The sequence below is a fragment of the Pantoea sp. genome, assembly GCF_028283705.1.
Taxonomy (GTDB): Bacteria; Pseudomonadota; Gammaproteobacteria; order Enterobacterales; family Enterobacteriaceae; genus Pantoea.
This window is the reverse complement of the sequence record NZ_JAPWKD010000032.1, coordinates 645,957-668,840: the sequence shown is the minus strand read 5'-3', so window position 1 is coordinate 668,840 and position 22,884 is coordinate 645,957. Positions and strand designations below refer to the sequence as shown.

Sequence of the window (22,884 nt, the reverse complement as noted above, 5' to 3'; positions counted from 1 at the left end):
AGGTTCCCGTCAAAGCAAAAGACGACAAAGCCCGCCGGAGCGGGCAGCTATGCCGTCAATCTAGCGCGTTCGTCAGACGGGCAGTAAGAGGGTTTCGCTTTGCGGTAATAAGCGAGGCTTATCCCACCAGCGTCAGGGGATGGTTCTCAACGTTGCGGCGTGACATCAGCGACAGCAGAATCGATTTCACCGCTTCTGCCGGTTGTGACAGCGGCAGGTGATCGGACATGCAGAAGGAAAGCGACGCCTGCACATCCGGTTCGACAATCTTCGCCATCCACGCATCGGCATTTTTCAGCATCGCCCGCGCGGCGGATTCCGGCATGATGGTCGCGCCCAGCCCGGCGGAAAGGGCTGCATTGAGGGTGGTTTGCGATTCGATTTCGCATTTCACCTGATATTGCAGGTTGTTCTGCACAAAGGCATCGTCCAGCACTTTGCGCATGATGTTATAGATACGCGGCAGGAACAGATCGTATTTCGCCACTTCCGCCAGACGGATCTCCTTCATCGGTTTCGCGAGGCTGAAGGGGCAAACGAAGCACAGATCTTCCTTCATCAGTGGCATAAAACGCAGACCGTGGATGTTGCGATGGTCATAGATCACCGCCATGTCCATGCGGCCATTCATGATCAGTTCACTCAGCGTGGTGCCGAAGTTCTCATTGAAATACAACACGATGCCGGGATGCTGCTGCTGCACTTCCATCATCAGCGGCAGGGCCAGGTTTTGTGCCGCCGTGCCCGGCGCCAGGCCGACAGAGACGCTGCCGCTAAGCGACGCGCCGACACGATCAATCGCACTTTGCGCCTGTTCGCACTGGCGCAAAATGGACTGGGCATGTGAATAGAGCGTTTTACCCGCTTCGGTGGGCGTGACGCCGCGCTTGGTGCGGATCAGCAGCTGCTGATTCACTTCCCCTTCCAGGGTCGCCAGCTGCTGGCTCAGGGCAGGCTGGGCGATATGCAAAATATCGGCGGCCTGCGTCAGACTGCCGACATCGACAATTTTGACAAAATATTTAAGACGGCGAAGATTCATGGTCACTCCCTCCAGCGGAACGCATATCAGCATCAAGCAAAGTTGATGCCAGAATAAGGTTTAGTGATTGAACTCAGACAGGAGGGTACAGCCAGTGTGCCTCCTAAGGCTTTTGCTGAGTTGACTCCCTGCCTGTTCAATAAATGTTCAGGCCGGGTGTTTCGCACTATTTTGGTGCGTTTTCCCATCAGCGTTACCAATGGCTGACGACAGCGATGCGCCGGGATGGCGCGTAAAAACAACTAAAAGTAACACTTTTTTAACATATCCGTGGCGGCAACGGCGTGACCCGCCGCGCATTTCCGCGCAAAGCGCTGGATTTGCGGCCAAAGTGCGCGACCGCTCCAGTCATCGTTTTGTGTTATATCACCACAACAAAGCTCTATTAACGGTGGCTTCGGGCAAAAACCTATCCTCAGAGAACTTTGCTGGCCCTGCGCGTTTCGGCGTGCTGCGCCGTTTCTGCTGACCCTGAGATCAGGAAATGTTCCCCATGCCCGAGATAGCCGATCGACTCAAGAATGTCACTGTTTCCGCCTCCGTCGCCATGACCCAGAAAGCACGCGATCTCGCGGCGCAGGGGATTGATGTCGTGGCACTTTCCACCGGGGAGCCAGACTTCCCGACGCCGGATCACGCCATCGAGGCGGCCTACGCGGCGGCCCGCGCCGGAGATACCCGTTACCCGCCCACCGATGGCACCCCGGCACTGCGCCAGGCGATTCAGCGGAAATTCAAACGTGATAACCAGCTGGATTACGATATCAGCCAGATCCTTACGGCAGGCGGTGCCAAGCAGATCATCTTTAACGCTATGCTGGCGACCATTAATCCCGGTGATGAAGTGGTGATCCCGACGCCATCGTGGATCAGCTATGCCGACATCGTGAAGTTCGCTGGGGGGATTCCGGTGCCGCTGCCCTGTGCCCAGGAAAACGGTTTCAAGCCGCTACCTGAACAGCTGGACGCAGCGATTACCGACAAAACCAAATGGTTGTTGCTTAACTACCCAGGCAACCCGACCGGTTCCGTGGCGAGCAAAGCGGAGTTACAGGCGCTGGGCGAGGTACTGCTGCGCCACCCGCAGATGTGGATCATGACGGATGATATCTACGAACACCTGATTTATGACGACGTGCGTTTTTACACCCTGGCGCAGGTGGAACCGCGTCTGTATGACCGCGTGCTGACGGTAAATGGTGTATCAAAAGCGTATTCCATGACCGGCTGGCGTCTCGGTTTCTGTGGCGGCCCGGCAACGCTGATTAAGGCGATGAGTAACGTCAACACCCAGAACAGCGGCGGCGTCACCACCCTGACCCAGGCGGCAGCGGTTGCGGTGCTGGAAGGTCCGCAGGATTTATTGCAGGAACGCGCACGTATCTACCGCGAACGTCGTGATTATGTACTGGAACGTTTGACCTCGATCGATGGCCTGCGTTGTCACCGGCCGCAGGGGGCGTTTTACCTGTTTGTGAATATCAATGGGTATATCGGCAAAGTCAGCGCCGGTGGCCGTCACATCAATAACGATGCGGATTTTGTGCTGGCCTTGATTGAGGAACAACATGTGGTGACGGTGCAGGGGGCGGCCTATGGCATGAGTCCATTTATTCGTCTCTCCTACGCCACCAGCATGGAGCGTTTACAGACCGGCTGTGACCGTATCGCGGCGTTTTGTGCTGGTTGCCGTGAAGCCTGATGAGGGATGGATAAAAAAACGGTCGCTTCAGGGCGACCGTTTTTGTTGGTGAATTATGCTACCACCTCAGCCGCTGGTGCTACCTGGTGGCCGCTGGCCTCGACTTCGCTGCGTACAATGCTGGCGAGTGCCAGCGAACCGGGGGTATCGCTGTGGACCAGAATCGAACGCGCACGCACGGCCAGTTCTTCACCTTCGATGGTGGTGACGGTGCCCTGTTGCAGAAACTGCCGCACCCTGGCGCGCAGCGCGCTTTCCTCGTTAATTACCGAACCCACCACACCGCGTGGCACCAGACGCCCCTGGGCATCGTAGGCGCGATCAGCGAGGAATAGCGTCAGGGTTTTTAATCCTGCCGCCTGCGCGGCGCGTTCAATAAGGGTATCCGGCTGGGCGAAGATAATCAGCGAACTGTCGATGCGGGCTACCAGCGCCATCACCTGCTGTGCCAGCTTTTCGTCGCGATTGACGATATTACCCATCGCGGCATGGAAGCTTAAATGCGCCACTGTTGTGCCTTCGGCGCGGGCGATCGCCATCAACGCACCCAGCTGATAGGCCACCTGCTGGCAAATCTCGTCAGCGGAAAACGGCAGCTCACGGCGGCCAAATCCCTGGCGATCCGGCAGGCCCGGATGCGCACCAATGCCGACGCCATGCTGCTTTGCCAGCCGGACCATTTTGGTCATGATCGCCGGATCGCCAGCATGAAAACCGCAGGCGATATTGGCCGATGACACCACCTTCATCAGCGCGGCATCATCACACAACTGATAAACGCCGAAGCCTTCTCCCATGTCGGAATTCACATCAATCTTCATCGTATCGGGTCCTTGCTCTGGTTAAACGCTGATAGCCTTGCGCATTGGCAGGCAGCTCAGGCGCAGCCGGGCCAGCCAGTGCGCGACTTCCTGCTCGATGGCGATGGCTTCACGCGCATCACTTTTCACTAACTGGATCGACTGGCCCGGCAGCACCTGGCCGAGTCGCCACAGATCCTGTTCGATCACCCCGGCGATCTTGGGATAGCCCCCGGCGGTGTTGGCATCGCTCAGCTGAATGATCGGCTCACCCGCTGGCGGCACTTGTACGATGCCGGGGATCAGACCGTACGATCGCATCTCCACCGTTTGTGACGGGAAGATCGGATCCCCTGCCAGCCGGTAACCGGTGCGGTTGCTTTGGTTCGATATCTGCCAGGATTGCTGCCAGAAACGGGCCGCATCGGCGGCAAACAGGTGATATTCCCCGGACGGGATGGCGCGTAGCTGGATTTCGCCCGCATTGTTGCGGGGAAACAGCGCGCGCAGTGCGCTTTCCGGCGGTTCAATGCCGATGCCGGAACCAGGCAGGGCCGGGCCACTTCCGGCACCGAGTGCCAGCTGGTCGCCGCGCTGCAATGCCCGGCCATGATGCCCGCCAAATGCGCCACGTAGCGCGGTGCTGCGCGAATTCAGTACCACCGGCACATCAATGCCGCCACTGATGCACAGATAACCACGTGCACCGCTGCGCGGATAACGCAGCTCCAACACCTGTCCGGCTTTCACACCACAGCCCCACCAGGGCGGCAGCGGCTTGCCGTCCAGCGTGGCGCGGCAGTCGGCTCCGGTGACGGCGATACTGGTGTCCTGCAAAAAGCGCACGCGAAACGGAAACAGCTGCACTTCAATTGCCGCAGCGTTCTCGTCGTTGCCGAGCAGCAGATTCCCCGCGCGCAGCGCCAGTGGGTCCATCACGCCGCTGACCGACACCCCCATATGGCGGTATTGAAAACGCCCCAGGTCCTGCACCGTATTGAGCGCGCCGCTCTGTTCAATCTCAATCACAGCTCAATCCTCTGCGGCAAAAAGCGGATGCGGTCGCCGGGTGCCATCAGCGCCGGGGAATCCGCCAGCGGGTCAAACACCTCCAGCTCGGCATAGCCGATGGCGTTCCAGCCGTTCGGTCCGGTTAGCGCCGAGACCCCTGCCTGCGCGCCACCGATGGTGACGGTGCCTTTCAGCATGCTGAGGGAGGGGACTTTTTTACGCGGCGTTGCCAGCTGGGGATCCAGCCCGTGCAGATAGCCAAAGCCTGGTGCGCTGCCGAGCGCAAACACGGTGTATTCGTTTTGATGATGACGACGTACCACTTCGCGCGCGCTGAAGCCGGTATGGCGGCAGACCGCATCGAGATCGATAGCGTGTTCACCGCCGTAATCCACCGGAATCTCAATCAGTTTGCCCTGCGGATGCACCGCCTGCGCCTGCTCCCAGGCCGCATGCAGCCTGGCGCGCACCCGGGTTTCATCCGCTGGGATATGACGAAACAGCACCAGCAGATTGGTGACGCCAGGGATCAGCGCCTCCACGTCGTCATCGCCCGCCAGCAGACGTGCCAGCGCCCAGACGCGGCGCTGCGAGGGCAGATCAAACCCCCCTGGTGCTTCAACCAGCCAGGCGCGCGCGCCAATGGTGGAGAGAGTCATGGTGGCACCTGCCAGCGCCGGGGCACTGGCAGGCTGGATATCCGTTTTTGACATCACGGGCATGGGTTATTCCAGCGGTTCGAATTTCAGACTGGCGAGCGGCTGTACGCGTTCCTCACGCACCATTTTGTATTCGGTATTAGGCCCAATCCAGGTGTCCCAGATTTTGTCGATGGTGCCGTCATCGTCCATGGCTTTCAGGCCGCTGTTCACGCTGGCAAGCAGGGCGGGCTCATCACGTTTCATGCCGATGCCAATCGGTTCCAGCGCCATCGGTTCTTTGATCATCGCGAGGTCGATACCGTCTTTTTTCGCCTGGGTGATCATTTTGATGCCGGTCATGGTGTTGGTGACAAAGCCCAGCGCTTTGTTCTGTTCAACAGCCAGGAAGGCGGAGGCGGAATCCTGGAAAGTGACCGCTTTGGCCCCTTTCAGGTAGATCGACTGTTCCGAGGTGGTGCCTTTGGTGGCGCTGATGCGCTTGCCTTTAAAATAGCTGAGCGGCTTGTCGGCCAGCGGCGCTTTCACTAGCAGCATTTCTTTGGCGACGTAGTAGGGGTCACTGAACTGAATCTGGCTGCCACGGGTTTTGGTGTAGGCGAGGTTGGCGATCAACACATCAGCACGGCCGGTGGCGATCACCGCGATACGCGCTTCCACCGAGGTTGGCACCAGCGTGGCTTTGACGCCCATCTGTTTTGCCAGCGCATGACACAAATCCACATCCATACCGGCCAGCTGACGGGTTTGCGGGTCCGGTGAGGAGAAGGGCGGCACATCGGAATACACCGCGCATTTGAGTTCACCGCTCGATTTAATGTTTGCCATCAGATCAGCATGGGCGGAAGCGATAGCCAGCAGCGGCAGCAGCGCCAGCCCGATGGTGGTACGTCTTTTCATGGTCATGTGGTGCCCCTCAATGATGGTTATCGCGGCTGCGCCGGGAAATGTTCACTTTTCCCGGACTATATCGGCTTTGTTTTAAAGCGAATAAGAGGGAAACCCTGTCGCGCGATAGCGAAATGCTATGACTGCTGGCGATAAGTTATTGCTATTCAGGCAGAACAAAATAGTGTTATCGCGCGCGCCGCTCTCTCCCTAACGTAGGCACGTTGTCCTGCCGACAGGTGACTGGCAGAGAGAGAGTAAGGTTAAAGCAATGAATGCCCGATTAGGCGTATTACTGAAGATATTGGCGGCGCTGTGCTCTACGCTGATGCTGGCGTGCGTGAAGGGACTGAATGGCACCATTCCCACCGGTGAAGTGATCTTTTTCCGCAGTTTTGTGGCGCTGTTTCCCCTGCTGCTGTGGCTGAAAATCCAGGGGAACGTGCTGGCCAGCCTGAAGACGCGTAATTTGTTCGGTCATTTGATTCGCGGCTTTTCCGGCACCGGCGGCATGTATTTCAACTATCTGGCGCTGGTTTATATCTCGCTGGCCGATGCCACCGCACTCAGCTATGCCGCACCCTTATTTACCGTGATCATGGCGGCGCTGTTGCTGAAAGAGCGGGTGCGGGCTTCGCGCTGGCTGGCAGTGGTGGTGGGGCTTTCCGGCATTCTGATTATGTTGTCTTCTAAACTGACGTTGTTTTCCGGCAGCGTGGCCCACGCCAGCGCCGGGATTGGCGTGCTGTGTGCGCTGGTCGCCGCCCTGTGCACCGCCATTTCCAACGTGCAAATTCGTTTTCTCAACGGTATTGAACAGCCAGGTGCGATTGTGTTCTATTTTTCGCTGATGACCACGATGATCGGCCTCGCCACCGCGTTGTTTGGCTGGACGATGCCCGGCGGCACGCAGCTGTTACTGCTGATTGGCTGCGGGTTATTTGGCGGCATGGCACAGATTCTGGTGACCCTCAGCCTGCGCTATGCCGATGCGTCGCTGCTTGCGCCGTTCGATTACACCACGCTGGTATGGTCGATGGTGGTAGGTTATCTGTTCCTTGACAGCCTGCCAGGGCAAAGCACGCTAATGGGGGCCGCCATTGTGGCGCTGGCGGGGATTTTTGCTGTGTGGCGCGAGCAGCGCAAACTGGCGGCGGCCTGAACGATAAACCGCACCCCATGGGAGCGATTTATCGCACCATAACGGTCAGCGGTAGATATCGTCGATGATTTCCACCTGCTTATTACGTAGCGTTTCATCCAGCCAGCCGCGCTCCAGCGAGCCGGTTTTCGCCAGCTCGAAATTGCGCTCATCCACCTGTAAATAGGCCAGCGCATCTTCCAGAATGCGCGCCGCATCCTGGCGGGGAACAACAATCACCCCGTCGGCATCGCCAAGGATAATATCGCCCGGCGCGACGTGGATTTTGCCACAGGCAATCGGCACGTTGATTTCGCCCGGTCCATCTTTAAACGGGCCACCTGGCGTGACACCTGCCGCGTAGATCGGGAAATCCATACGCGATAAACCCTCGATATCACGCACCGGACCATCCAGCACAATGCCTTCCATGCCACGCTGTCTGGCATACGTCGCCATCACTTCTCCCATCAGTGACTGACTGCGATCGCCCTCATTCGACAGGATAATCACATCGTTACGACCGGCGATATCCATGGCTTTATGCAGCATCAGGTTATCGCCCGAGCGGGCTTTTACCGTGACGGCCAGTCCGCACATAATCGGTTTTTTTGGCGCGGTTTTCAGGTTGATCTCCGCCGCGAGCGCCGGCAGGCGGCTCATACAATCCGCCACGACGGCGGCGGGCAGGGTGCGAAACGCCTCCAGCAGCGGTTCAGCGTCATTCGGGCGGCGTAAATAAATACGGTTTCCTGCGGTCATAGGGTCTCCTTTCAGGGTTTGCCTGAGTTAATCGGGGTAAGGTGTTCAGCGGCACGTTCTTCACGGGTGAACGCACCAGAAAGTGGAGTGCCATCGACGGTGTCGTAGTGACGCACTGCCTGTGGCTTCAGCCAGCGCTGCATACGGGAAGGCATATCAAAACCAATCAACAGCATCACCACGAAGGTCAGGCCGAAGGACAGGCCGCCCAGGGCGCTGCCGAGTGACGCGTGCTGGGCGATCAGCGCCCCCAGCACCGGTGCCAGCGCGCCGCCGAGTGAACCAATGTTGTAGATAAAGCTGAGGTTAGCGGCGCGTTGTTCGGTATCGAAGTAGCCGCTGATCATCTTCGCCAGCAGGCCACCGACCCCCTGGCTAAACAGCTGTTGCAGGAAGATCAGCAGACACAGCAACCAGACGCTGGAGCCGTTCAGCATAAACACCGGGATGATGATCATCTGGGCAATCAGCAGGCTCAGGACATAGGTTTTGCGGGTGCCGATGCGATCAGCGGCAATGCCTGCCACGCAGCAGCCGAGTCCCATGCCGAAGCGGCTAAAAGAGAACACCAGTGCTACCACCTCTGGCGAATAATGCAGCTCGGTTTTCAGGTAGGTCGGCAGCAGTGCGTGGATCGGCCAGCCGTAGAGAAACACGCAGACGATAGTGACGGTGAGCATCAGACTGGTGGGCCAGCGATCCCCGCCGCTTTGTATCAGAAAGCGGATAAAGATCGCGGCGGTGATGACGGCCAGCACCGCTGTCATTAGCCCGGACGTTTGATGATCAAAGCAGAAGTAGAGCGCCGCCGCAGCCAGCAAACCCAGCAGCAGGTTGAGGGCATTGCGCAGGCGATTTGGTCCGCGAAACAGTGTATCCACCATGGTTTCTGTCGGTGTTGCCGCTTTGGCTTTGGCCGCTGCCCACTCTTCGGCTTCCGGGATGGCCCGGCGCAGCCACAGGGCGTAAAACACCGGGATGATGCCGAGGTAAAACAGCGAGCGCCAGCCCCACAGCGGTACCACCCAACTGTACGCCAGCACCGAGAGAATCGCGCCAGCCGAGAAGCCGGAGTTGAGGAAGGCACTGGCTTTGTTACGCATATCTTTCGGCCAGGTTTCGATGGCATAAGCCGAGCTGGTGCCATATTCTCCGGCCATGCCAATACCCACCAAAATGCGGGCGATAAACATCCAGGTATAGTTGGGAGCAATACCACAGGCTAAGGTGCCACCAGCAAATAATATAATGCTGGTGATCATCGCACTTTTACGTCCGTATTTGTCGCCCATGGCGCCGAGGGCCAATCCACCAAACCACCGCAAAATAAAAGCCGCAGAAATTAATGCTGCCGCTTCCGCGGTACTGACATTAAATTCCGCCATTATTTCCGTCAGCACTAACGTAATAATGACGAAATCAAAACCATCCAGCATATAACCCATCCATGCGGCCCAGAACGCTTTCCATTGCTGGCGATTCAGCCGTTTGTACCAGGGTAATAGCGAAGTTTCTTCAGGCATGGCTGGCTCCTGATGCGATTTATAGGGTAAGAGGAATAAGGGGCGTGCAGGCACGTCCGGTTCAGAGTGTTTATTTTTCTGTTTGGAGAAGCCTACCGGATAAATAACGTGTTACGGATGTTGTGTTACGGCTAACAGCGGGGTGATCACGAAATAAAATTCCGCCTTGATTTAACGCAATGATAAATAAATTTATTGGATTTTATTATGGGGGGATAATTTTATTGTATGGGGTTCTGGTATCATAGGCGAAATGAAATGGCGTCTAATCACCGTTATCCTGATTTCAGCTTGCCGCAGGGTGCAAAATGAAGATTGCGAAAATACTTAATAATAATGTGGCTATCGTACTGGGCGAGCAGGGCCAGGAACAGGTGGTGATGGGACGCGGGCTGGCGTTTCAAAAACGCGTGGGTGACCCGCTGGATGCGCAGTTGATTGAAAAAGTGTTTGCGCTGCAAAACCATGCGCTGACCAGTCGTCTGAGTGAGCTGCTCTCGGAGATCCCGATCGAGGTGATCACCACCACCGAGTTGATCATCGCGCGCGCCAGGCAGCAGCTGGGATCAACGTTGCACGAAAGCCTGTCGATCGCCTTGTGCGATCACTGCAACTTTGCCATTGAACGCCACCGGCAAAACCTGCCGATCCGCAATGTATTGATCTGGGAGATCAAAACCCTGTACCCCAATGAGTATGCGCTTGGACTGGAGGCGCTGGCGATCATCGAAAAACGTCTCGGTGAACGGCTGCCGGAGGATGAAGCGGGTTTTATCGCCATGCATCTGGTCAATGCCCAGCTCGATAACGATATGTCGGATGTCGCGCATATCACGCGTTTTATGCAGGATATTTTGCAGATCGTGAAGTATCGCCTGCAACTGGATTATCGTGTCGAAAGCCTGAGTTACAACCGTTTCGTCAACCATCTGAAATTCTTCGCGCAGCGCATGCTGGGCAAACGCGGCGTGTGCAGTGAGGACGAATCGCTGCACGATGTGGTGCGTGACAAGTACCCGGAATCCTATCAGTGCACCATCAAGGTTGATCAGCATATTCAGCAGAAATACCAGTATGCCCTGTCGAATGAGGAACGGATGTTTCTCACCATCCATATTGAGCGGGTGCGTAAAGAAACGCATGCGTTGCAGATCAATGATGATGAAGCGTAGCGGCGCGATAAATCGCGCCGCTACAAGTCAGTTCGTTACTTCAGTGATGCACCGTGGCTGCTGATCACTTCCTGATACCAGAAGAAACTTTTCTTGCGTGAGCGCGCCAGCGTGCCGTTGCCGTTATCGTCACGATCTACATAGATAAAGCCGTAGCGTTTGGAGAACTCCGCTTTGGAGGCACTGACCAGATCGATCGGTCCCCAGCAGGTATAGCCCATCACTTCCACACCGTCTTCAATCGCTTCACGCACCTGCACCAGGTGGTCGTTAAGATACTGAATACGGTAGTCATCGTTGATGCTGCCATCGGCTTCGACCTTATCTTTGGCACCCAGGCCGTTTTCCACGATAAACAGCGGCTTCTGATAGCGGTCATACAGCAGGTTCATCAGGATACGCAGGCCTTCCGGATCGATCTGCCAGCCCCAGTCTGAGCTGGCCAGATGCGGGTTTGGCACCATCGACAGAATGTTGCCGCGCGCTTTCTGATTTTCTTCTTCATTGGTGGTGACGCAACCGGTCATGTAGTAACTGAAGGAGATGTAATCGATGGTGTTTTGCAGATCGCGTTTGTCCTGTTCGGTCATTTCGATCTGGATCTGACGATCGGCAAAGAAGCGTTTCATATACGCCGGATAGTAACCGCGTACCTGCACATCACCGAAGAACAGCCATTCACGGTTTTGCTGCATAGTTTCCATCACATCCGCCGGGCGACAGCTGAGCGGGTATAGCAGCGCACCCAGCAGCATGTTGCCGATTTTGCCGCCAGAAACAATCTCGTGGCAGGCTTTAACCGCGCGTCCGCTGGCGACCAACTGGTGGTGAATCGCCTGATAAATTGCTTGCTGATTGCTTTCTTCCGGCAGACCGACGCCGGTAAAGGGCGCATGCAGCGACATATTGATTTCATTGAAAGTCAGCCACAGCTTCACCTTGTGCTGGAAGCGGGTGAACACCGCGCGCGCATAGCGTTCAAAGCAATCGATGGTGGTACGGCTGCCCCAGCCGCCGTACTTTTTGATCAGGCCATACGGCATTTCATAGTGCGACAGCGTAACCAGCGGCTGGATGTTGTATTTCGCCATCTCATCAAATAGACGATCGTAAAACGCCAGACCTTCTTCATTCGGCTCGGCTTCGTCGCCCTGTGGGAAGATACGCGTCCAGGCAATTGAGGTGCGCAGCACGGTAAAACCCATTTCGGCGAACAGTTTGATGTCTTCCGGGAAGCGATGGTAGAAATCAATGGCGGTATCTTTGATACCGAAATCGCCGGTGTGGCGCTCAACGCGATCGCCAAAAATGCCTTTTGGTTGCAGGTCGGAGGTGGACAAACCTTTACCGTCAGTCTGATAAGCGCCTTCTACCTGGTTAGCAGCGACAGCGCCGCCCCATAAAAATCCATCCGGGAAACGTGAGTTCATCTTATAGCTCCTCAATTATTTCACCGCGCTGAGTAACGGCGCACAGGCCGTAACCACAGACGGTTGCAGGGGTAAAACATCAATAAATTCATCGCTATTGCTGACCACCACCGGGGTGGTGAGATCGTAACCGGCGGCCTCGATGGCGCAGATATCGAACTCCAGCAACAGATCGCCCACTTTAACGACGTCATCCACGGCGACATGTGGGGTGAAAAATTTACCGTCGAGTTTGACGGTATCGAGACCAACGTGGATCAGCACTTCCGCGCCGTCCGTTGCCGTCAGCCCGATGGCGTGATTGGTGCGGAAAAGCGACGACACCACGCCATCAATCGGTGACACCACACGGCCATTGTCCGGCACAATGGCGACGCCTTTGCCCAGCAGGCCGCTGGCGAAGGTCTCATCTTTGATCGTTTCCAGCGCCAGTACCTTGCCTGAGATCGGGCTAAACACGGTTTGTTTGCGTACCGGAGAAGCCGGTGCTGCTTCTGCTGGCGGCGCGCTGAGTGGTGCGACCGGCGGCAGGCCAAACAGGTATGTCGTGACAGACGCGAACAGCAACGCCACCGCCGCCCCGGCAAAAGAAGCGTAGACGCTGGCATCAATGCCGCTGGTGGGCACCACCTGAATAAAGGTGAAAATGCTGGGGAAGCCAAAGGAGTAAATGGTGGTGTGCCAGAAACCGAGAATTGCCGCACCCAGCGCGCCACCGATGCAGCCGAAGATAAAGGGGCGGCGATGGGGCAGGGTGATGCCGTACACCGCCGGTTCGGTAATACCGAAGATACTGGCGCTGAAGGCAGACCCCGCCATGGCTTTCACTTTGGCCTCGCGGGTGCGCAGCATGACGCCGAGCGTGGCACCTGCCTGGCCGAGCACCGCAGGCATCAGCAGCGGCAGCAGGGTGTCATGGCCGAAGTTGGCGAGGTTGTTCAGCATGATCGGCACCAGTCCCCAGTGCAGACCGAAGATCACGCAGATCTGCCAGATCGCCCCCATTACCGCACCGGCAATGGTCGGGCTGAGGCTGTAGATCCACAGATAGCCCTCGGCCAGCATCCGGCTTAGCCAGGTCGCCGCCGGGCCGATGGCGAGAAAGGTCAGCGGCACGGTGACCAGCATACAAATGAGCGGCGTGGTGAAATTGCGCACCGCGCCGGGCGAACGCGGATGTACCGCGTGTTCAATCAGGCTGGCAACCCAGGAGGCAAAGATAATCGGGATAACAGAAGCGCTGTAGTTGAGGATCTCCAGTGGAATGCCGAGGAAACTGAAGTGTTGGCCCTGCTGCTGCTGTTCGAACGCGGTCAGCATCAGCGGATGCACCAGCGCGGCGGCAATCGCCATGCCGACAAACGGGTTCGCCCCGAATTTCTTGCTGGCGCTGTAGCCCAGCAGAATCGGCAGGAAGTAAAACAGACCATCACTGGCGACAAACAGCAATTTGTAGCTACCACTTTCCTGATGCATCACACCGAGCACCAGTGCCAGTGCCAGCAAACCCTTGATGATGCCCGAGGCGATCATCACGCCAATAAACGGGGTGAAGATGCCGGACACCAGGTCGATAAAACGCGCGAACAGGGTTTGTCTGGGTTCATAAGTCCGTTCTGCGCCATCATTCTCCAGCCCATGACGACCCACCACCTGTTGATAAACATCGCCGACGTGGTTGCCAATCACCACCTGATACTGACCGCCGCTCTCTACCACCATGATGATACCGGGATTATTTTTTAGCTGCGCGGTGTGCGCTTTGCCCGGTTGTTTCAGTTTGAAGCGTAAACGCGTGGCGCAGTGCACCACGCTGATGATGTTGGCTTTACCGCCCACACCTTCGACAATTTCGTCGGCCAGTTCCTGATATGGCATACCACACTCCCGCTTTTTCGGCTGTTGTTGTCGGGTTTTCCCGGATTGGAGGCAAAAAAAAACCTAAATCGCACCGCGCTCGGAAATCCGAATGCGGTGCGATTTAGGTTTTGCCTGCGTCAGCAGTAACAATCCTCAAACGCCGCCATCTTCCAGCAATCAACGCTGAACAGGCAAAGGGAGAAGGGTGGAAATGTGAAGAGGGTCAAAAAATATGCGCGATAAATTTACCCCGCCTGCGCTTCCTCGTTCTGCATCAACGCGAAAAATGACTCCAGCTCGCGCAGCATCATTGACGCGGCAATCGACAGCTGGCGCTGCGGGGCGACACACAACGACAGGGTGAACGGCTTCAGGATGCCATCAATCAGCGGGATAAATTTCAGCTCGCCACGGCGGTATTCATCAACAATATCCAGCCAGCACATCAGGCTGATACCGACGTCATCACGCACCAGCGAACGCAGCATATGGATATTGTTGGTACGTCCCACTTCGTTCAGGGTAATGCCGGAGCTGTTCACCAGCGCCTCCAGCGGCTCTGCCAGCATCAATGGCGCGGCAGGCACGATAAACGGCCAGGACTCGCAATGGCTGAAGCGGATACTTTCCAGCTTTGCCAGCGGATGCTGGCTGCTGACCACGATGCCGAGCCGCAAATCGGCGAATGATTTCACCAGCAGTTCGCGTGAGCAATTTGGATTGAGCATGATGCCGAAATCGGCGTCGCCATTGGTCAGCGCATTGGCAATATGGATATTGCTCATGGTGGTGAGCGTAAAGGAGATGCCGGGATACTCGGTGCGGATACGTTGCAGAATCGACGAGAAAAAGCCGCGGTTGATAGCGTCAATGGTGGCGATATGCACATGGCCGTGACGCAAACCGCGCAAATCATCCAGCTGGGTACAGACGCGCCCAAACTCACGCTGCCAGTTCTTCGCGGCGTTAAGCAGGATTTCCCCCGCTGCTGTCATACGTAATCCTGATGGATGACGTTCAAACAGTGGCATATCCAGCTGCTTTTCCACGCGCAGAATTTGCCGGTCGATGGAGGATGCCGACACGTGCAGCGTCTCGGAAGCCTTACGCAGTGAACCCTGGCGGGCCACCTCGGTGAAATAAATCAGAAACCGGGAGAAGGCGAACATAGCAGGTGCTCTCTTTTTTGCAACGCTTCGTGCTAATTAAACAGATGGACGCTTACACACAGGCAAAATAATAATCGCAATCACGATAAAAACAAGACTACGCGCGGCTTCCCGGCCGATGACGAGTCCGTCGTATGCAGGATTATTATGAAGCAGGCAGAGAATCTGGCTGTCACCGTCATCGCAAAGCAGTTTAACGGTGCTGGCAATGTATTACTGACCCTGGCGTCTGCCAGTGGACACCCACTACCGGCGTTCACCCCCGGTGCCCATATTGATGTGACCATTCCCGACTGCGGCAAGCGGCAGTATTCGCTGTGCTCGGCTGTCGGGGAAGATCACTACCAGATTTGCGTCCGCCTCGATCAGGCATCGGGCGGCGGCTCCCGCTGGCTGCACCATTATGTGCAGTCAGGGGCGAACTTAACCATTTCCGCACCCCGGAACCATTTCCCGTTACCCGATGCTCCGCGCACGCTGCTGTTTGCCGCCGGTATCGGCCTGACGCCGCTGCTGGTGATGGCGGAAGAACTGGCGGCACGCGGTGCGGATTTCACGCTGCATCTGTATCTCAAACGCCACGATGAACTGCCGTTCAGCGCCCGTCTGGAGCGGCTGGGCGAGCGCGTGCAGCTGCATTACAGCAGCGAAGGCGACAGCCTGCGGCAGCGTATCCCGGCGGATCTCCAGCAGCCGCTTAACAGCGTACTGGTAAGCTGTGGACCGGCTGGATTTATGGAGCATCTGCACCAGCTGGCATTGCAACACGGCTGGCAGGCCACGCAACTGCATAGCGAGAAATTCAAAGCTGTTGCCACTGCGCAATCGGTTGCTGGCGACACGTTCGAGGTAGAAATCGCTTCCAGCGGGGCGCGTTACACCATCGATGCCGATGAAACCATTGCTGAGGTGCTGGAGCGGGCAGGCATTGAGATCGAACTTTCCTGCGAGCAGGGCATGTGCGGTGCCTGCATCACCAGCGTGCTGAGTGGTGAACCAGACCATCGCGATGAAGTGCTGAGCCAGAAAGAACGCGCCGCCAATGACTGCATTGTGTTGTGCTGCTCACGCTCCCGTTCCCCGCTGCTGGTACTCGATCTATGAACGCCTGGCCTGGCGCGACCGGCGCGCGTTTACCCCGCTGGCTGTTACCCGCAGGCTGGCCAATGCAGGAAGGGCAACCGGCGCTGGCAACCCTGCATTTCACTGCCGATGGCACCCGTTTCGAGCCACATCGCGACATCAGTGGCTATCTGGCGCTGGATGGTGCGCTGGTGCTGCCGGCGCTGATTGAACCCCATGCCCATCTGGATAAAACCTTTACCGTGCAGCGCAGTCCGGCGCAGCAGCCGGGCCTGCTGGCCGCCATTGCCGCCATGCATCAGGACCGCGACCGCTGGAACGCGGACGATCTGCGCAGCCGGGCCACGCAGGCGTTGAACTGGGCGGTGGAAGCGGGTGTGGGCCTGCTGCGCACCCATATCGACTGGTTTTCTGCTGATGCGCCGCTGGCGTGGCAAATCGTTGGCGAGTTGCAGCATCCGTTATGCGTTATCGAGCGGGTCGCGCTGGCCCCGGTGACTTTTTTTGCGGACGCCGACCAGGCAGAGCATATCGCCGCCCAGGTGGCGACCAGCGGTGCCGTGCTCGGCGGCTTTATTCACAGCAGCAACTGGGACGCTCAGGCGCTTACCCATTTGTTGCAGGCAGCGGAGCGCTGGCAGTTGGATATCGATTTGCACATCGACGAAGAGTTGAGTGCTGATGCCCAGGGGTTGCGCTGGCTGGCGCGCTATTTGCAACAGCATCCGTTTAGCGGACGCATCACCTGTAGCCACGGCTGTGCGCTGGCGCAGCAGGACGACGGCACCGCCATCCTGGATGTGCTGGCGCAACATCGCGTCACGCTGATTGCACTGCCGCTCACCAACCTGTTGTTGCAGGATGCAGTGCCGGGCCGCACGCCGCGTCAGCGTGGTTTAACGTTGATTAAGGAAGCGCAGGCGCGCAGCATTCCGCTGCTGCTCGGGGCGGATAACGTGCAGGACGCTTTCTGCCCGGTTGGCAGCTACGACCCACTCGACACCCTGTTCAGCGGCCTGCTGAGCGCTCAGTTGGGGGCGGCTTTTGATGAGGCATCGGCCCTGATTTGCCAGCGCACCGCGCTGCATGACGGTGCAACTTTGCCTGCGAATGATTTTGTCATTTTCCCTGATGCCGATACGGCCAGCTGGCCACTGCGCCACCGCCGTCGCTATCGGCTAAAACAGGGGATTCGTTATGGGGAATTCTCTGATGACGCTTGATGTTGGGGCGGGTAAACCGCTGGCGAAATATGCCGCGTGGCGACGCGCGGGCGACTTTATCTTTCTTTCCGGCATTATCCCGGTGAACCCGCAAACCGCACTGATTGTGCGCGGTTATGACGATATTCCTGCTGCGGCCCAGCAACTGCTGGGACGTACCGGTGAGTTCTCCACCGATATCAAAGAAGGGCCCATTCTGGCGCAAAGCTGGTACGTGCTGGAGAGCATCCGTACCACCATCGAGAGCGCGGGCGGCCAGATGAGCGACGTGATCAAACTGGTGCAGTACTTCCGCAATCTGGACCATTTTCCCCACTACAGCCGGGTGCGCAAGCTGTTTTATCCCGATGCGCCACCGGTTTCCACCGTGGTTCAGGTGAGCGAAATGCTGCCCAGCCCGGATGTCTTAATTGAAGTTGAAGCGACGGCGTGGTTGCCGCAATAACACGAGGAAGCGAGATGTTACATGGTTATATTCCGGCAAACCGCTTTTTGCCGTACCTGAGCTGGACTGATATCGCCACGCTGGAAGACAAAGCCAACACGGTGATTGTGCTGCCGACCGGCGCGATTGAACAACATGGCCCGCATTTGCCGTGCGCGGTGGACAGCGTGATTTCATCCGGCGTGGTGGGGCATGCACTGGCGCGCTTACCGGCGGCGATCCCGGCTTATGCCATTCCGCCGATCACCTATGGCAAATCCGATGAGCACCTGCATTTCCCCGGCACCCTGACGCTGACCGGTGAAACGCTGCTGCACACCATTCTGGAAATTGGCGAATCATTATATCGCGCCGGTTTCCGCAAGTTCCTGATGGTCAACGGCCATGGTGGTCAGCCACAGCCGTTGCAGATGGCGGCGCGCGAGCTGCGCCTGCGTCACGGCGACATGATCATCATCATGCAGGACACCTTCAAAGTGCCGAACTGCGCCGAAAGTTTTATGGACGAGCAGGAACGCCAGATGGCGATGCACGCCGGACATGCGGAGACGGCGCTGATGCTGGCACTGGCCCCCGAAACGGTGCAGATGGAAAAAGCGGTGGTGAATTATCCCCCGGCGTTCCCCTGCCCGACGCTTTCCAGCACCCGCCCGATGGCAGCCTGGGCGTCATATGACTTTGGCCCCAGCGGCGTGATCGGCGATCCGCGTCCATCCACCAAAGAGCAGGGTGACGCGATTCTGGATTCACTGGCGACCAGCTGGGCGCAGGTGATTACCGAAGTGCATCAGATGGCATGGGTAACACGCGCCGAACCGGCGTGGGGCACCGGGCAGTGGCAGGGCAAAGTATTAGACCAAAACGACGCAGCATCATTATTACCACCGCGCTAATTCGGGGATCGGTTATGAAAAAAACATTGAGCATTGTTGCCGCGCTTTCCGTGGCTCTGTCGGCCCAGGGGATGGCTGCCGAGAAATTTACCTTTATGACCAACTGGTATGCTCAGGCCGAGCATGGCGGTTTTTATCAGGCTCAGGCACAGAATCTGTATCGTGATGCCGGGCTGGACGTCACCATCAAGATGGGTGGACCACAGGTGCACACCATGCAGCTGATGGCGGCGGGCCAGGCGGACTGCATCATCAGCGATAACATGCAGGCGCTGGAATCCTGGCAGCAGGGCGTGGAAGCGGTGCCGGTTGCCACCACCTTCCAGCATTCGGCGATTGTGTTTATCACCCATCCGGATGTGAAAAACCAGGCCGATTTGCAGGGGAAAACCTTCCTGCTGGCCGCTGAAGCTTACACCTCCTACTGGCCGTGGGCGCAGAGCGCGCTCAACCTGAAAAACGCCCATGTGCGTCCATATACCTTTAGCGTGCAGCCGTTCCTCGCGGATAAAACCCTGGTACAGCAGGGCTACGTAACCTCCGAACCTTTCGCGGTGCAGAAAGCCGGGGCACAGGCCAACGTCTACCCGATCAGCGACTGGGGCTACCCGCCGTACGGCAACAGCATCGTGTGCATGAAATCAACCGTCGAGAAACGTCCGCAGGCGGTCGCGGCATTTGTTAAAGCTTCGATGCAGGGCTGGAAAAACTACCTGGAAAATCCGGCACCGGGCAACGCGCTGATTAAGAAAGAAAACCCGCAGATGACCGACGAACAGATCGCCTTCGGCATCGCCCAGATGAAGAAGTATCAGATGCTGACCGGCGGCGATGCGCAGACCGGGGGGATCGGCATTATGACCGTGCCGCGTCTGAAGCAAACCTGGCAGCTGCTGGTGGATAACAAGCTGATCGATCCGGCCAAAGTTCCGTTTGATGGCAGCTACACCCTGAAATTCATTCAAGATGTGAAGGTTATGCCATGAATGCCGCCAGCCGACTGACCCTGATGAGCAATGATGCGCAAGCGGTGCCGCTGCATGCGGCCCCTCCGGCGATTGAAGTGCTCTCTGCCGAGAAAATTTACCCGAACGGTACACGCGCGCTGCTGCCAGTGGACCTGACGATTCGCCAGGGCGAGTTTGTCTCGCTGCTCGGTCCGTCTGGCTGTGGCAAAAGTACCTTACTGAAAATGATTGCCGGTTTGATTGAACCGAGCGATGGCAAACTGATGCTGTTCCGTCGCGATCGTCGGGAAAAGCAGCATGATTTGCCGTTATCGTTCGTGTTTCAGGAAGCGACATTGATGCCGTGGAGCAATGTGCACAAGAACGTGCGCCTGCCGCTCGATCTGGCCGGTGTGCCGCGTGCGGAAGCGGACACCCGTGTGCGGGAAATCCTTGAACTGGTCGGTCTCGGCCAGTTTGGGCAGGTGCTACCGCGTGAGTTGTCTGGCGGGATGCAGATGCGTGTCTCGATTGCCCGTGGGCTGGTGACGCGCCCGAAAGTGCTGCTGATGGATGAACCTTTCGGTGCGCTGGATGAGATCACCCGCAACAAGCTGGATAGCGATCTGCTGCAACTGTGGCAGGAACAGAAGCTGACCGTGGTGTTTGTTACTCACTCGATTCAGGAAGCGGTGTTTTTATCGCAGCGCGTGATCATGATGGCGGCCCGCCCGGGGCGTGTGGTGGATGACATCAGCATTGATGCGCCGTTCCCGCGTGATGACGAGTTCCGTGTCAGCCAGCAGTTCACCCAATATGCGCAGCAGTTGCAGCGCGGCCTGTTCGCCGCCAGTCAGGAGAGCAAATCATGAAAAAGCCCTTAGCCGCGCAGCGCCAGTTTCAGCAGTGGCTGTTTCCGGCGATGGTCGCCATCGCCCTGTTACTGCTGTGGCAGTTTCTGGTCACGGCATTGAAGATCCCGGCCTTTCTGGTGCCGTCGCCGCTGGTGGTGGCACAAAGTCTGGTGCAGAACTTCCCGACGTTGTTTATGTCGCTGCTGTACACCCTGAAGATCACTGTGATCTCCTTTGTGGTGGCGATTGTGATCGGATCGATCGTGGCGTTCCTGCTGGTGCAGAACCGCTTTATCGAAACCGCGCTGTTCCCTTATATCGTGTTTTTGCAGGTGACACCGATTGTCGCCATCGCGCCGTTGATCATCATCTGGGTGAAAGACACCACGATGTCGCTGGTGGTCTGTGCCACGCTGATGGCGGTGTTCCCGATTATTTCTAACACCACTCAGGGCCTGCGCAGCGTCTCGCCGGGTTTGCTGAGTTATTTCAAACTTAACCATGCCTCGCGTTTGCAGATTTTGCTGCGCCTGCGCATTCCCTCGGCTCTGCCGTACTTCTTCGGCGCACTGCGTATTTCCAGCGGTTTGTCGCTGATTGGCGCAGTGGTGGCGGAGTTTGTTGCTGGCACCGGCGGCACCGATACCGGGCTAGCCTACCAGATTTTGCAGGCGGGTTATCAGCTCAACATTCCGCTGATGTTTGCCGCGCTGCTGCTGATTTCTCTGGCCGGGTTCCTGCTGTTTGCCGTGATGTCCTGGCTGACGCGCCGCGTACTGGCCGCCTGGCATGAGAGTGAACTTAGCCCGACCTGATACCTCAACTACAGGAAATGAAGATGTCTGATTCCGATCGTCAGTCTGCACTGGCGGCGCTGGTTGCGGCGTTGCCTGAACTCGACTGGATTAAAGAAGCGCCGAAGGTGAAACGCCTGTCGCGTGATTTTCACTGGTTCAGCCCGGTGCTAAAACCACAGCTGGAAGAGAAGTTCGCTGAGCTGGCGGTGCGCCCGCGTGATGAGCAGGAACTGGCGGCGGTGGTGGCGGCCTGTGCTGCCCATCGTATCCCGCTCAACCTGCGCGGTGGCGGCACCGGTAACTACGGCCAGTTGATCCCGCTGGATGGCGGGTTGATGGTCGATATGACCAAACTGAATGCGGTGGTGAGCATGGGGCAGGGCACGGTGCGTGCGCAGGCCGGGATTCGCCTTGGCGACCTGGAAGCGCATACCCGTCCGCTCGGCTGGGAGCTGCGTTGCATGCCGTCTACCTGGAAGCTGGCAACCCTCGGTGGTCTGTTTGGCGGCGGCTTTGGCGGTGTGGGGTCCATCAATTATGGTCCGCTGGCGGCACCCGGCAACGTACTGGCGGTGAAGATGATGACGATGGAAGAGACGCCGCGCATCCTGAAGCTGGAAGCACCCGACGCGCTGCTGCTGCATCATGCTTATGGCAGCAACGGCATCGTACTGGAGATTGAGCTGGCACTGGCTCCGCGTCATGACTGGATCGAACGCCTTGATACCTTTGCGAGTTTCCCGGCGGCGATGGCGTTTGCCGATGCGCTGGCGAAATCGCCGGGACTGGTGAAGCGTCAGATTGCGGTGATGGCTGCACCGGTGCTGGATTATTTTACCGATCTCGCCGAGGCCGACGTGGCAGGGCAGCATGGCGTGATTTCCGTGGTCGGCGTGGAGAGCGATTGTCTGCTGTCGTCGTTGCTGGCACAGCACGACGGACGCAGCGCGCTGCATTTTGCCGAGGGCGAGAATCCCGGCCATTCGCTGATTGAGTATTGCTGGAACCACACCACCTTGCAGGCGTTGAAGGTGGATAAGACCCTGACCTATCTGCAAACCGCTTACGCAGCGGACAATTATTATCAGCAGGCGCTGGCCATGGAAGCGCAGCTGTCAGATGAAGTGATGTCGCATATTGAGTTTCTGCGCGATATGAATGGCACCCTGACCTGTAGCGGATTGCCGCTGGTGCGATATAGCGATGAAGAGCGTCTGAACGCCATCATGGATATTTATCGTGATAACGGGGTGAAAATTAATAACTCGCACGTCATTCATATTGAAGATGGTAAACAAGGGATGGTGCGTGCCGATGTTGTGGCTATGAAACGCGCCTGCGATCCGTATAATTTACTTAATCCCGGCAAATTACGTGGCTGGGAAGTGCGCGAAACATTACCGGATGTGAAAATAACCGGTGTAAATAATTAATCGATAATAAGACTTTTTTTTGCGGCAAAGCTCACCACCGACGGTACATT

At 57.4% G+C, this 22,884-nt stretch carries 22 protein-coding genes; 12 read left to right on the top strand and 10 right to left on the bottom strand.

From position 1 onward, the window contains the following. Positions 1-118 precede the first annotated feature (118 nt). On the bottom strand, positions 119-1,042 hold the full coding sequence (gene nac, locus PW844_RS26060) for a nitrogen assimilation transcriptional regulator NAC (protein WP_299458040.1): 924 nt from the start codon (positions 1,040-1,042) through the stop codon (positions 119-121). A 199-nt stretch (positions 1,043-1,241) separates the two neighbouring features. Here nac and PW844_RS26055 point away from each other — a divergent pair, with 199 nt between their 5' ends. Continuing rightward, complete coding sequence (locus PW844_RS26055) at positions 1,242-1,511, top strand: hypothetical protein (RefSeq protein WP_299458038.1); 270 nt, start codon at positions 1,242-1,244, stop codon at positions 1,509-1,511. Positions 1,512-1,535: 24 nt separating this feature from the next. Beyond that, a complete protein-coding gene (locus tag PW844_RS26050) occupies positions 1,536-2,744 on the top strand; it encodes a pyridoxal phosphate-dependent aminotransferase (RefSeq protein ID WP_299458037.1) in 1,209 nt (402 codons plus the stop codon). 53 nt (positions 2,745-2,797) lie between these two features. Here PW844_RS26050 and PW844_RS26045 read toward each other — a convergent pair whose 3' ends face one another. The 4 genes from PW844_RS26045 to PW844_RS26030 are packed head-to-tail and all read right to left on the bottom strand — an operon-like array spanning position 2,798 to position 6,120. Beyond that, a complete protein-coding gene (locus PW844_RS26045; RefSeq protein WP_299458035.1) occupies positions 2,798-3,565 on the bottom strand; it encodes a 5-oxoprolinase subunit PxpA in 768 nt (255 codons plus the stop codon). Between the two features lie 21 nt (positions 3,566-3,586). Then, positions 3,587-4,573, bottom strand: a complete 987-nt coding sequence (locus PW844_RS26040; protein ID WP_299458033.1) for a biotin-dependent carboxyltransferase family protein — start codon at positions 4,571-4,573, stop codon at positions 3,587-3,589. After that, complete coding sequence (gene pxpB / locus PW844_RS26035; protein WP_299458335.1) at positions 4,570-5,268, bottom strand: 5-oxoprolinase subunit PxpB; 699 nt, start codon at positions 5,266-5,268, stop codon at positions 4,570-4,572. Before pxpB ends, PW844_RS26040 begins: the two co-directional genes overlap by 4 nt. Positions 5,269-5,280: 12 nt before the next feature. Further along, positions 5,281-6,120 (bottom strand): transporter substrate-binding domain-containing protein, encoded by an 840-nt coding sequence (locus PW844_RS26030; RefSeq protein ID WP_299458031.1) that lies wholly within the window; start codon positions 6,118-6,120, stop codon positions 5,281-5,283. A gap of 253 nt (positions 6,121-6,373) precedes the next feature. On the opposite strand from PW844_RS26030, the gene PW844_RS26025 reads away from it, so the two are divergent. Then, on the top strand, positions 6,374-7,264 hold the full coding sequence (locus PW844_RS26025) for a DMT family transporter (protein WP_299458029.1): 891 nt from the start codon (positions 6,374-6,376) through the stop codon (positions 7,262-7,264). A 45-nt stretch (positions 7,265-7,309) separates the two neighbouring features. On the opposite strand, the gene PW844_RS26020 is transcribed toward PW844_RS26025, so the two are convergent. Then, complete coding sequence (locus tag PW844_RS26020) at positions 7,310-8,005, bottom strand: RraA family protein (RefSeq protein ID WP_299458026.1); 696 nt, start codon at positions 8,003-8,005, stop codon at positions 7,310-7,312. An 11-nt stretch (positions 8,006-8,016) separates the two neighbouring features. Next, on the bottom strand, positions 8,017-9,528 hold the full coding sequence (locus tag PW844_RS26015) for a sialate:H+ symport family MFS transporter (protein ID WP_299458023.1): 1,512 nt from the start codon (positions 9,526-9,528) through the stop codon (positions 8,017-8,019). A 308-nt stretch (positions 9,529-9,836) separates the two neighbouring features. Between PW844_RS26015 and licT the strand changes: the two genes are divergently transcribed. Beyond that, positions 9,837-10,700 (top strand): BglG family transcription antiterminator LicT, encoded by an 864-nt coding sequence (gene licT / locus PW844_RS26010; RefSeq protein WP_299458020.1) that lies wholly within the window; start codon positions 9,837-9,839, stop codon positions 10,698-10,700. Between the two features lie 35 nt (positions 10,701-10,735). On the opposite strand, the gene PW844_RS26005 is transcribed toward licT, so the two are convergent. The 3 genes from PW844_RS26005 to PW844_RS25995 all read right to left on the bottom strand — a co-directional run bounded on the left by PW844_RS26005 (position 10,736) and on the right by PW844_RS25995 (position 15,159). Next, positions 10,736-12,130, bottom strand: coding sequence for a glycoside hydrolase family 1 protein (locus tag PW844_RS26005; protein WP_299458017.1), 1,395 nt, complete (start codon positions 12,128-12,130; stop codon positions 10,736-10,738). A gap of 15 nt (positions 12,131-12,145) precedes the next feature. After that, positions 12,146-14,008 (bottom strand): PTS beta-glucoside transporter subunit IIABC, encoded by a 1,863-nt coding sequence (bglF, locus tag PW844_RS26000; protein ID WP_299458015.1) that lies wholly within the window; start codon positions 14,006-14,008, stop codon positions 12,146-12,148. Positions 14,009-14,235: 227 nt separating this feature from the next. Continuing rightward, the gene (locus PW844_RS25995) at positions 14,236-15,159 is read right to left on the bottom strand and encodes a LysR family transcriptional regulator (RefSeq protein ID WP_084871944.1); all 924 of its coding nucleotides are present in this window, start codon (positions 15,157-15,159) and stop codon (positions 14,236-14,238) included. Between the two features lie 147 nt (positions 15,160-15,306). On the opposite strand from PW844_RS25995, the gene PW844_RS25990 reads away from it, so the two are divergent. Genes PW844_RS25990 through PW844_RS25955 form a run of 8 tightly spaced genes read left to right on the top strand, consistent with a single transcriptional unit; the run spans position 15,307 to position 22,834 of the window. Continuing rightward, complete coding sequence (locus PW844_RS25990) at positions 15,307-16,263, top strand: PDR/VanB family oxidoreductase (protein WP_299458013.1); 957 nt, start codon at positions 15,307-15,309, stop codon at positions 16,261-16,263. Next, positions 16,260-17,465, top strand: a complete 1,206-nt coding sequence (locus tag PW844_RS25985) for an amidohydrolase family protein (protein WP_299458011.1) — start codon at positions 16,260-16,262, stop codon at positions 17,463-17,465. Before PW844_RS25990 ends, PW844_RS25985 begins: the two co-directional genes overlap by 4 nt. After that, positions 17,455-17,910, top strand: coding sequence for a RidA family protein (locus tag PW844_RS25980; RefSeq protein ID WP_084878278.1), 456 nt, complete (start codon positions 17,455-17,457; stop codon positions 17,908-17,910). Before PW844_RS25985 ends, PW844_RS25980 begins: the two co-directional genes overlap by 11 nt. A 14-nt stretch (positions 17,911-17,924) precedes the next feature. Continuing rightward, a complete protein-coding gene (locus PW844_RS25975; protein ID WP_299458008.1) occupies positions 17,925-18,803 on the top strand; it encodes a creatininase family protein in 879 nt (292 codons plus the stop codon). A gap of 14 nt (positions 18,804-18,817) precedes the next feature. Beyond that, on the top strand, positions 18,818-19,789 hold the full coding sequence (locus PW844_RS25970) for an ABC transporter substrate-binding protein (RefSeq protein ID WP_299458006.1): 972 nt from the start codon (positions 18,818-18,820) through the stop codon (positions 19,787-19,789). Continuing rightward, complete coding sequence (locus PW844_RS25965; RefSeq protein WP_299458003.1) at positions 19,786-20,622, top strand: ABC transporter ATP-binding protein; 837 nt, start codon at positions 19,786-19,788, stop codon at positions 20,620-20,622. Before PW844_RS25970 ends, PW844_RS25965 begins: the two co-directional genes overlap by 4 nt. Further along, on the top strand, positions 20,619-21,419 hold the full coding sequence (locus tag PW844_RS25960; RefSeq protein ID WP_299458001.1) for an ABC transporter permease: 801 nt from the start codon (positions 20,619-20,621) through the stop codon (positions 21,417-21,419). Before PW844_RS25965 ends, PW844_RS25960 begins: the two co-directional genes overlap by 4 nt. A gap of 23 nt (positions 21,420-21,442) precedes the next feature. Then, positions 21,443-22,834 carry an FAD-binding oxidoreductase gene (locus PW844_RS25955; protein ID WP_299457998.1) on the top strand — a complete coding sequence of 464 codons (1,392 nt, stop codon included), beginning with the start codon at positions 21,443-21,445 and terminating at the stop codon, positions 22,832-22,834. Positions 22,835-22,884: the final 50 nt, after the last annotated feature.

Excerpts from the sequence above, each read along its gene's own strand:
- PW844_RS25960 (WP_299458001.1), top strand. The coding sequence starts at position 20,619 with ATGAAAAAGCCCTTAGCCGCGCAGCGCCAGTTTCAGCAGTGGCTGTTT.
- PW844_RS26005 (WP_299458017.1), bottom strand. The coding sequence starts at position 12,130 with ATGAACTCACGTTTCCCGGATGGATTTTTATGGGGCGGCGCTGTCGCT.
- PW844_RS26030 (WP_299458031.1), bottom strand. The coding sequence starts at position 6,120 with ATGACCATGAAAAGACGTACCACCATCGGGCTGGCGCTGCTGCCGCTG.
- PW844_RS25980 (WP_084878278.1), top strand. The coding sequence starts at position 17,455 with ATGACGCTTGATGTTGGGGCGGGTAAACCGCTGGCGAAATATGCCGCG.
- PW844_RS26015 (WP_299458023.1), bottom strand. The coding sequence starts at position 9,528 with ATGCCTGAAGAAACTTCGCTATTACCCTGGTACAAACGGCTGAATCGC.
- PW844_RS26020 (WP_299458026.1), bottom strand. The coding sequence starts at position 8,005 with ATGACCGCAGGAAACCGTATTTATTTACGCCGCCCGAATGACGCTGAA.
- PW844_RS25985 (WP_299458011.1), top strand. The coding sequence starts at position 16,260 with ATGAACGCCTGGCCTGGCGCGACCGGCGCGCGTTTACCCCGCTGGCTG.
- PW844_RS25995 (WP_084871944.1), bottom strand. The coding sequence starts at position 15,159 with ATGTTCGCCTTCTCCCGGTTTCTGATTTATTTCACCGAGGTGGCCCGC.
- PW844_RS26050 (WP_299458037.1), top strand. The coding sequence starts at position 1,536 with ATGCCCGAGATAGCCGATCGACTCAAGAATGTCACTGTTTCCGCCTCC.
- PW844_RS25965 (WP_299458003.1), top strand. The coding sequence starts at position 19,786 with ATGAATGCCGCCAGCCGACTGACCCTGATGAGCAATGATGCGCAAGCG.
- licT (WP_299458020.1), top strand. The coding sequence starts at position 9,837 with ATGAAGATTGCGAAAATACTTAATAATAATGTGGCTATCGTACTGGGC.
- PW844_RS26045 (WP_299458035.1), bottom strand. The coding sequence starts at position 3,565 with ATGAAGATTGATGTGAATTCCGACATGGGAGAAGGCTTCGGCGTTTAT.
- PW844_RS25955 (WP_299457998.1), top strand. The coding sequence starts at position 21,443 with ATGTCTGATTCCGATCGTCAGTCTGCACTGGCGGCGCTGGTTGCGGCG.
- PW844_RS26025 (WP_299458029.1), top strand. The coding sequence starts at position 6,374 with ATGAATGCCCGATTAGGCGTATTACTGAAGATATTGGCGGCGCTGTGC.
- PW844_RS25975 (WP_299458008.1), top strand. The coding sequence starts at position 17,925 with ATGTTACATGGTTATATTCCGGCAAACCGCTTTTTGCCGTACCTGAGC.
- PW844_RS25970 (WP_299458006.1), top strand. The coding sequence starts at position 18,818 with ATGAAAAAAACATTGAGCATTGTTGCCGCGCTTTCCGTGGCTCTGTCG.
- bglF (WP_299458015.1), bottom strand. The coding sequence starts at position 14,008 with ATGCCATATCAGGAACTGGCCGACGAAATTGTCGAAGGTGTGGGCGGT.
- nac (WP_299458040.1), bottom strand. The coding sequence starts at position 1,042 with ATGAATCTTCGCCGTCTTAAATATTTTGTCAAAATTGTCGATGTCGGC.
- pxpB (WP_299458335.1), bottom strand. The coding sequence starts at position 5,268 with ATGTCAAAAACGGATATCCAGCCTGCCAGTGCCCCGGCGCTGGCAGGT.
- PW844_RS25990 (WP_299458013.1), top strand. The coding sequence starts at position 15,307 with ATGAAGCAGGCAGAGAATCTGGCTGTCACCGTCATCGCAAAGCAGTTT.
- PW844_RS26055 (WP_299458038.1), top strand. The coding sequence starts at position 1,242 with ATGGCTGACGACAGCGATGCGCCGGGATGGCGCGTAAAAACAACTAAA.